Genomic DNA, 8705 nt, shown 5'->3' on the forward strand with positions numbered 1-8705 from the left:
CCTCCATACGGGCATGATGACGACCCGCCCACTGTACCGGCCCGCTCCGGCCGTACTCCCGGGCCCCGCCCCCCCCCCCCCCCCCCCCCCCGGGGGGGGGCCCCCCCCCCCCCCCCCCCCCCCCCCCCCCCCCGGGCCCCCCCCCCCCCCCCCCCGGGCCCCGGGCGCTCAGACCAGATTGAGGGCGAATACGGCGCCGACCCCGCCCAGCAGCATGAAGACCGGCATCAGCACCTTCATCTCCACCCAGGCGCCGGCCCGGAAGCGCATCGCCTTCGGCGGGCCGAGCGGGTACCAGCGCTTGCGGCCGAGCGGTATGGGCCAGAGGATCGGGCAGCCCGAGACGGTCAGCGAGTCGCCGATGTCGTGCACCAGCGCGCCAAGGAGGATCGGCAGGCCCAGCCAGAGGTACTCCTGGCCGGGTTCAGTGAACAGCCAGTTCGCGCCGTTGCCCGGCTGGTCCAGGATCCCCGCCAGCATCCACGCGCTGGTCGCGCCGAGCAGCCAGACCAGGACGTCGCTGGAGACCCGGGCGGCCCGCCAGAGCAGGCCCTCCACCGCGAGGACGAGATGGACGAAGAGGATGGCGAGGACCCCCCACCGGCCGCCCGTGTACGCGACGGCCGAGGCGCCCGCGCCGATCAGGACGGCCCAGAGCCAGGTGTGGGTGAGCGTGCGGTGGCCGCCGGTCCGGCGGGGGTCGCCGGGCTTCCTGGTCGCCTTGTAGACCGCGTACGACAGTTTGTCGACGATCTCGCATAGCGTCTTCGAGACCGGGCCGAACGCCCGGGATATCGTCGCCGCCTTGTGGTCGAGGTCCGGGGCGAGCGCGGCTCCCGCGCAGATCAGAGCCCCGACGACCAGGACGGGCCAGGGCATCGTATGGCCGGTGGCGGCCGCCGCGGCGCCCACCCCCAGCCAGGCCGCCGCCCCTGACAGCGAGTGTGCCGGTCCCATCATGGTCGTACCCGTCCCATTTCAGTTGTCGTCCAGCTCCCTGTGCGGAAGCCCTGTCCGGTGAAGCCGTGCGCGTCAAGGCGTGCACGGAAGTCGTGCGCGTCAAGCCGTGTGTGTGAGCCGTGTGTCATGGGACTCAGGGGCTTCGAGCCGGGGCCCGAAGCCAGTTGTCCTGATGCCCAGTTGACACGGCAGCGTATCGCTCTTGATCTTCTGCCCGCCGTCCGGTTCCCTCATCCGGCCGGAAGGAAGGCAAGATGGGGGCGTGACCCTTATCGATCGCCTGCCGCCGGACGCCGACCCCGATGCCCTCTTCGAGGCTTTCTCCTCCTGGGCCGAGGGCCAGGGAATCACGCTCTATCCGGCTCAGGAGGAGGCGCTGATCGAGGTGGTCTCGGGCGCCAACGTGATCCTCTCCACCCCCACCGGCTCCGGAAAGAGCCTGGTCGCGGCGGGTGCGCACTTCACGGCGCTGGCGCAGGACAAGGTCACCTTCTACACCGCGCCGATCAAGGCACTGGTCTCGGAGAAGTTCTTCGACCTGTGCAAGCTCTTCGGTACGGAGAACGTCGGCATGCTGACCGGCGACGCCTCCGTCAACGCCGACGCCCCGGTGATCTGCTGTACGGCCGAGGTGCTGGCGTCGATCGCGCTGCGCGACGGGAAGTACGCGGACATCGGCCAGGTCGTGATGGACGAGTTCCACTTCTACGCCGAACCGGACCGCGGCTGGGCCTGGCAGATCCCCATCCTGGAGCTGCCGCAGGCCCAGTTCGTCCTGATGTCCGCGACGCTCGGGGACGTCTCGCGCTTCGAGGAGGACCTGACCCGCCGCACGGGCCGGCCGACCTCCGTCGTACGGTCCGCGACCCGGCCGGTGCCGCTCAGTTACGAGTACCGCCTCACCCCGATCACCGAGACGCTGACCGAGCTGCTGGAGACCCGGCAGGCGCCGGTCTACATCGTGCACTTCACGCAGGCGGCGGCCGTCGAGCGGGCGCAGTCGCTGATGAGCATCAACATGTGCACGCGCGAGGAGAAGGACAGGATCGCCGAGCTGATCGGCAACTTCCGCTTCACCACCAAGTTCGGCCGCAACCTCTCCCGGTACGTACGGCACGGCATCGGCGTGCATCACGCGGGCATGCTGCCCAAGTACCGCCGTCTGGTGGAGAAGCTGGCCCAGGCGGGGCTGCTCAAGGTGATCTGCGGTACGGACACGCTCGGTGTCGGCGTCAACGTCCCCATCCGTACGGTGCTGTTCACCGCGCTCACCAAATACGACGGCACGCGCGTGCGCACCCTGCGCGCCCGGGAGTTCCACCAGATCGCGGGGCGCGCGGGGCGGGCCGGGTTCGACACGGCGGGCTTCGTCGTCGCACAGGCGCCCGAGCACGTCGTGGAGAACGAGAAGGCGCTGAACAAGGCGGGCGACGACCCGAAGAAGCGCCGCAAGGTGGTGCGCAAGAAGGCGCCGGAGGGGTTCGTCGCCTGGTCGGAGACCACCTTCGACAAGCTGATCGGCTCCGATCCCGAGCCGCTGACCTCCCGGTTCCGGGTCACCCACACGATGCTGCTGTCGGTCATCGCCCGCCCGGGCAACGCGTTCGAGGCGATGCGCCGGCTGCTGGAGGACAACCACGAGCCGCGCAGGCAGCAGCTCCGGCACATCCGGCGGGCCATCGCGATCTACCGTTCGCTGCTGGACGGCGGGGTGGTGGAGCGGCTGGAGACCCCGGACGCGGAGGGCCGTATCGTCCGGCTGACCGTCGATCTCCAGCAGGACTTCGCGCTCAACCAGCCGCTGTCCACGTTCGCGCTGGCCTCGTTCGAACTGCTGGACCCCGAATCGCCGTCGTACGCACTGGACATGGTCTCCGTCGTCGAGTCGACGCTGGACGATCCGCGGCAGATCCTCGCGGCCCAGCAGAACAAGGCGCGCGGCGAGGCGATCGGCGCGATGAAGGCGGACGGTGTCGAGTACGAGGAGCGGATGGAGCGGCTGCAGGAGGTCACGTACCCCAAGCCGCTGGAGGAGCTGCTCGTCCACGCGTACAACACGTACCGCACCAGCCATCCGTGGGTCGGTGACCATCCGGTCTCGCCGAAGTCCGTGATCCGGGACATGTACGAACGGGCGCTGTCCTTCACGGAGTTCACGTCCCACTACGAGCTGGCGCGCACCGAGGGCATTGTGCTGCGCTATCTGGCGGGCGCGTACAAGGCGCTGGAGCACACGATCCCGGACGATCTCAAGTCGGAGGATCTGGAGGATCTCACCGCCTGGCTGGGCGAGATGGTCCGGCAGGTCGACTCCAGTCTGCTGGACGAGTGGGAGCAGCTGGCCAACCCCGAGGTGGAGACGGCCGAGCAGGCGCAGGAGAAGGCCGACCAGGTCAGGCCGGTGACGGCCAACGCGCGCGCCTTCCGGGTCCTGGTGCGCAACGCGATGTTCCGCAGGGTCGAGCTGGCCGCGCTGGACAAGGTGTACGAACTGGGCGAGCTGGACGGCGAGTCGGGCTGGGACGCGGACCGCTGGGGCGAGGCGATGGACGCGTACTGGGACGAGTACGAGGACCTGGGCACCGGGCCGGACGCCCGCGGGCCCAAGCTGCTGGCCATCGAGGAGGACCCGGAGCACGGGCTGTGGCGGGTGCGGCAGACCTTCGCCGACCCGAAGGGCGACCACGACTGGGGCATCGGCGCCGAGGTCGACCTCGCGGCCTCCGACGAGGAGGGGCTCGCGGTCGTGCGCGTCACGTCCGTGGGCCAGCTCTGACGTACCTCTGACGTATTTCTGGCGTGCGTCCGACGCACGCGCCTATGGCTGTACGGCGTGGTACAGCCCCCGAAGAACGAGCGTGAACCGAGAACGGGAGCACACGGCACCATGACGAACCCCGCCGAGCGGCTGGTCGGCCTGCTCGACCTGGAGCGGATCGAGGTCGACATCTTCCGCGGGCGCAGCCCCGAGGAGTCCCTGCAGCGGGTCTTCGGAGGGCAGGTGGCGGGCCAGGCGCTGGTCGCGGCCGGCCGCACCACCGACGGCGACCAGCCGGTCAACTCGCTGCACGCCTACTTCCTGCGGCCGGGGCGCCCCGGTGTCCCGATCGTCTACCAGGTCGAGCGGATCAAGGACGGGCGGTCGTTCACCGCCCGCCGGGTCACCGCCGTCCAGCAGGGCCGGACGATCTTCAACCTGACGGCCTCCTTCCACCACCCGGAGCAGGGCGGCTTCGAGCACCAGCTGCCGCCCCGGCTCGACTTCCCCGACCCCGAATCGCTGCCCACGGTCGCCGAGGAGGTCCGCGAGCATCTGGGCGAACTGCCCGAACCGCTGGAGCGGATGGCCAGGCGCCAGCCGTTCGACATCCGGTACGTGGACCGGCTGCGCTGGACCAAGGAGGAGATCAGCGGCGCGGACGCGCGCAGCGCGGTGTGGATGCGCGCGGTCGGACCGCTCGGCGACGACCCGCTGGTGCACACGTGCGCGCTGACGTACGCGAGCGACATGACCCTCCTGGACGCGGTCCGCATCCCGGTCGAGCCGCTGTGGGGCCCCCGGGGCTTCGACATGGCGTCGCTGGACCACGCGATGTGGTTCCACCGGCCGTTCCGCGCGGACGAGTGGTTCCTGTACGACCAGGAGTCCCCGATCGCGACGGGCGGCCGGGGCCTGGCGCGGGGCCGGATCTACGACCGGGAGGGCAGGCTGCTGGTGTCCGTCGTGCAGGAGGGACTGTTCCGCAAGCTGACCGACTGACCTGCGACGCGGCCGATACCCACGCGGTGCGCCGAGATCGTCCCACCACGTCCTCCTGTCCTCCGCTCCGCCCCACAGAGATTGTGCCAATAGTGTGCCGCCGACCATCGCCTCCCGCTGCCCATGGATGCACTTGTAGTAGGTGTCCATCAGGACGGCCACGCTGTGCCCGGCCATCTCCGCCACCTCGGCCGCGGGCACTCCGGAGTTCAGCCACAGCGACACCGCGGCGTGACGCAGGTCGTACGGTCGCTGTGCAAGCGGTGATGCCGCCAAGTGGGGCGGGAAGGCAAGCTGCCTTGCCTGGCGCCAGACGCCGAGGTAGCGGGTGGAGTCCAACCGCCCGCCGTTCGGGCTGCGGAAGAGCCGTCCGTCTGCGGCAACGTCGAACTCGTCCACATGCGCACGCAGAATCCGTACAAGTTCCGGAGAGATCGGCACCGGCCGTACTTCGTCCCGGGCCCGGTGCTTCAACCCCCGTATCTCGTGCTTACAGCGCGGCGACGAACGGCATCAGCAGGCGCCCCCGCTGGTGCTCCCAGGTTCCAACGTAAGTGATCGCCGTCAGAAGTTCACGGGCCTGATCCGGACTGACGACTACCCTCGGGTCCACCTGTCGGGTAAGGCGTGGAGCACGCCAGCCGATCCTGTCGATGGGGTTCTCCGCTGAGGGCTTGCAGATCATCAAGATGTTGATTTCCGTCCATGGCTCGTTGATGTGGTATGCGCATCCCGGACGAGATTCGTATCCAACTTGCCATGAAGTTTGCGGTGTTGTTCCCGCATCTGGATGAGGGGCAGCGACGGCTGCTGATGGCCGCAGAGGCCCGTGTCCTGGGGCACGGTGGTGTTCGGGCCGTCGCGCGGGCGGCTTCGGTGAGTGAGACCACGGTCCGCAAGGGCGTGTCCGAGCTGGAGGCCGGCGAGGAGCCTCTGGGGCGGGTGCGGCGGTCGGGCGGAGGTCGCAAGAGGGTTGCAGATCTCGATCCGGGGCTGCGGCCGGCACTGCTGGCGCTGGTCGAGCCGGACGAGCGCGGTGATCCGATGTCGCCGCTGCGGTGGACGGTGAAGTCGACCCGCGCGCCGGCGCGGGAGGTGGCCCGGACCGGCACAAAATCAGTGCGGACACCGTCGCCGACCTGCTGCGGGAGGAAGGCTTCAGCCTGCAGGCCAACGCCAGGACCATCGTGGGAAGCCAACAGCCGGACCTGGACGCCCAGTTCCGTTATCTCAACGAGCGGGCCCGCGATCACCGGGACGCCGGCCGGCCGGTGATCAGCGTGGACACCAAGAAGAAGGAGCTCGTCGGCGAGTTCAAGAACAACGGACGCCCATGGCGGCCCTCGGCTGATCCGGTGCGGGTGAACGTCCATGACTTCGCCGCCCCCCAGCTGGGCAAGGCCGTCCCGTACTGGATCTACGATCTCGCGGCGAACACTGGCTGGGTCAACGTGGGCACCGATCGCGACACCCCCGCCTCGCAGTGGAATCGATCCGCCGCTGGTGGTCCGGCCAGGGCCGGGCCGCCTACCCGCAGGCAACACGACTGCTCATCACCGCCGACGCAGGCGGCTCGAAGGGCTACCGCACCCGGGCCCGGAAACTCGAACTCGCCCGGCTCGCCGCCGAAACAGGACTGACGATCAACGCTTGCCACCTGCCGCCGGGCACATCGAAGTGGAACAAGATCGAGCACCGGCTCTTCTCGCACATCACCCTGAACTGGCGCGGCCGCCCGCTGACCAGACACGAAGTCATCGTCCCGTCCATCGCCGCGACCACCACCCGCACCGAACTGCGCGTCATGGCCGAGCTGGACACCAACACCTACCCAACCGGAGTCCAGATCGGCGACGCGGAGATGGCGGCCCTGCCACTGACCCGACATCCCTTCCACGGCGACTGGAACTATGCCGTGCACCCCCAGCCGCGCCCTGCCATCCCAGCACCCCGAGCTCCGCAGAAGCCAGCCCCGGAGTGGGACCATGCTCTGCTGTACGATCCCGCCCTGACCGGCATGACCCGGCAGCAACTGAGCGATCTCACCGACACTTTGGCCGGCGATGGCGACGTCAAGCGCGGACGCCCGCCCCGACTCGCCTTCCCCGACCAGGCCCTGGCGGCCGTCCTTCACCTGCTGGTCGCCCTGGCCGCGGAACCCCTCGCCGTGCTGTTCGACAGCAGTCGGACCGCCAGGCACCGCACCCTGCTGAAGATCAGAACACTGCTCAAGGCGCACAGCATCTTCATCCCGCCGACGGCCACCCCGCCCTACGCCCGCACAGCCCTCCAGGCTCGGGTTCGAGCTCTGAGTGGCGACCCCAGCAGCATGATCAAGACAACGTGTTAGTGATCTGCAAGCCCCCTGGAGGGAGTAATAGTCAAGACCTGTGGATCAGTTGAGCCGACAAGAACAGAGCGTGACGCAGGGCGAAGGACGTCAGAACCGCGTCCAGGGACGGGGCCCGGGACGTCTTGGGACGTTTTAACGGCGAGCGAGGCTTCAGCCGTGAGCGGGGTGCACTTCTAAACGCTCAGGGCGTCTGATTTTGTACGTAGGGGCTGCTGATGTTGTTAGACCGCGCCAGCGGTGGGGTCCACGACAGGTGAAGGGGGTGATGCCTGGGCTGCCGCGTCGAGGGCAAGTTGTTGGCTGTGCGCCACTGCACGCGATTGTGCTGTATCGCTGCGACGGAGTACGAAGACAGTGGTAAGTGCAAGGACGCTTGGCCCGGACAGCATCGCGGCGAGCCACGGCTGATCGTTACTGCCAACGATCACCGCGCCAATGAGCATGCCCACACTGATGACGAAGCCCGCGACGAGTCCGACCAGGTACAGCGTGTGTGTCTGTTTCGCTCCAGCGAGCTCATACTCGAGCTGTATCACCTTCATCCGGTACTCGTGATCACGCTCCAGCTGAGGGCCGAGCGCCTTGAGTGCTATTTCAAGGTGGTCCGGTGGCAAATTAGCCCATTCACGCGCTATATCCAGCCCGCCGCGCGAAGCGGCAGGCTCGCTCTGGTTCGTCATAGCTGCCTGCCTCCATCGCTGCGTGGTGTGTGATCCAGTCCATGAAGGTCGTCCGGCGGCGGACCGAGAGCTCGGAACAGCTGGTCAAGCGTGATGAAAACCGTGCCTGTGCTTTCACTGACGGCTGAGAGGGCCTGGTGGTCAAGCTCTGCCGGCGACAGGTCACAGCGATCGACCCCACTGTCTGCCAGCCGGAACCTGCGCTTGCTTCCCAACTGGAACGCCCACATTTTCCTCAGCCAGAACGCGCGTATTTTTCCCAGTCGGGATTTGCGCTCCTTGAGATGAACTCGGCTGCCGTGGTCACCGGAGGCATGCGGCGAGGGCGGGACGTAGCCGAACTCGAATCTCTCGCCCCGCTTCACCCCGAAAATGCCGGTGGCACCTAGCCGTCCGGAGAGTCCGCCGAATCCTCCCCCGCCCAGCGGCGAGCCGCCGCCGTCCGGGTCACCTCCCCCAGGGAGACCTTGGAGGCGGGCCAGGAAGCCCTCGGAGGGGGGTGGTGGCGCGGCCTCCGCGAACACGTTCCTCAGTCGTCGCTGCGCGTCGGCCTCGGCCTTACACCTCGCGCACGTGGCGAGGTGCGCAAGTACTCTCTCGCGCACCTCGTGACCGAGCTCGCCATCTACGAGGGCCGAGAGGCGGTCTCCCAAGTGCTGATTAGATCTGTAGAGCTCCCCAGTGGCTGTGAGTCGGTCCCCTAGGTGCTGCTCAGATGTGGCATGGGAGTTCTCCGACTCGCTCATGCTTGCTGATGCCTTGAAGGTTGTGTGACCCATCGAATGATGACCATGTCACTCTTCCCCGCCTGAGAGAGGTGAAGACCCGATTACTGAGGTTGAACTCGTGATGTCGCCGGGTTGCTCAGGTGGGTCTGATGGTCAGGCCGGTCTCGGCGAGGCAGCCGTCTATGAGGTCGCTGCGGTACTGGATGTGCCGTAAGCCGCGGCGG

Annotated in this window: 4 protein-coding genes and 3 pseudogenes; 3 read left to right on the forward strand and 4 right to left on the reverse strand. The window is 68.2% G+C overall.

Annotated features, from left to right (window positions below; translation table 11 throughout):
- Nucleotides 1-168: 168 nt before the first annotated feature.
- Nucleotides 169-960 carry a metal-dependent hydrolase gene (locus ACFTZC_RS41585; RefSeq protein ID WP_382899282.1) on the reverse strand — a complete coding sequence of 264 codons (792 nt, stop codon included), beginning with the start codon at nt 958-960 and terminating at the stop codon, nt 169-171.
- Between the two features lie 202 nt (nt 961-1162).
- Here ACFTZC_RS41585 and ACFTZC_RS41590 point away from each other — a divergent pair, with 202 nt between their 5' ends.
- The 3 genes and pseudogenes from ACFTZC_RS41590 to ACFTZC_RS41600 all read left to right on the forward strand — a co-directional run bounded on the left by ACFTZC_RS41590 (nt 1163) and on the right by ACFTZC_RS41600 (nt 7070).
- Nucleotides 1163-3736: a DEAD/DEAH box helicase gene (locus ACFTZC_RS41590; RefSeq protein ID WP_382899283.1), complete on the forward strand. Its 2574-nt coding sequence runs from the start codon at nt 1163-1165 to the stop codon at nt 3734-3736.
- Between the two features lie 111 nt (nt 3737-3847).
- Nucleotides 3848-4720, forward strand: a complete 873-nt coding sequence (locus tag ACFTZC_RS41595; protein ID WP_382899285.1) for an acyl-CoA thioesterase — start codon at nt 3848-3850, stop codon at nt 4718-4720.
- A 723-nt stretch (nt 4721-5443) separates the two neighbouring features.
- A pseudogene (locus ACFTZC_RS41600) lies at nt 5444-7070 on the forward strand (ISAzo13 family transposase).
- A 224-nt stretch (nt 7071-7294) separates the two neighbouring features.
- Here ACFTZC_RS41600 and ACFTZC_RS41605 read toward each other — a convergent pair.
- From ACFTZC_RS41605 to ACFTZC_RS41615, 3 genes and pseudogenes are all read right to left on the reverse strand, one after another.
- Nucleotides 7295-7753, reverse strand: coding sequence for a hypothetical protein (locus ACFTZC_RS41605; protein ID WP_382899286.1), 459 nt, complete (start codon nt 7751-7753; stop codon nt 7295-7297).
- A gap of 284 nt (nt 7754-8037) precedes the next feature.
- Nucleotides 8038-8499 (reverse strand): annotated as a pseudogene (locus tag ACFTZC_RS41610) (anti-sigma factor family protein); the annotation flags it as partial.
- 118 nt (nt 8500-8617) lie between these two features.
- A pseudogene (locus ACFTZC_RS41615) lies at nt 8618-8705 on the reverse strand (IS630 family transposase); the annotation flags it as partial.

This window comes from Streptomyces sp. NPDC056987 (assembly GCF_042673865.1).
Taxonomy (GTDB): Bacteria; Actinomycetota; Actinomycetes; order Streptomycetales; family Streptomycetaceae; genus Streptomyces.